This window comes from Paraburkholderia sp. Cy-641 (assembly GCF_011752945.1).
Taxonomy (GTDB): domain Bacteria; phylum Pseudomonadota; class Gammaproteobacteria; order Burkholderiales; family Burkholderiaceae; genus Paraburkholderia.
This window is the reverse complement of sequence record NZ_VWWM01000107.1, coordinates 1-233: the sequence shown is the minus strand read 5'-3', so window position 1 is coordinate 233 and position 233 is coordinate 1. Positions and strand designations below refer to the sequence as shown.

At 43.8% G+C, this 233-nt stretch carries 1 protein-coding gene; it reads left to right on the top strand.

Translation table 11 applies throughout. The features are described from left to right. The coding region (locus F3J20_RS32580; protein WP_205299429.1) for a hypothetical protein at nt 1-233 on the top strand (233 nt) is incomplete at both ends.

The window sequence follows — 233 nt, the reverse complement described above, 5'->3', positions numbered from 1 at the left end:
AGAAAAGAGAAGAGGGAGAGAGAGGAAGAGTAGAGAAAGAGAGATGGCAAGGAGATACGGAGAAGAGGAGGTGAGAGAGAGAGAAAAAAGCAGAGGAGAGGGAGAACAAGAAGGAAGGGAAAGGAAGGAAAAGAGAGGAGAGGAAGGGGGAAGGAAAGAAAAGAGAGAGAGAGGGGGAAAAAGAAAGAGAGAGAAGAGAGAAAAGAGAGAAGAGAGGAAGTTTTTTTTTTTTA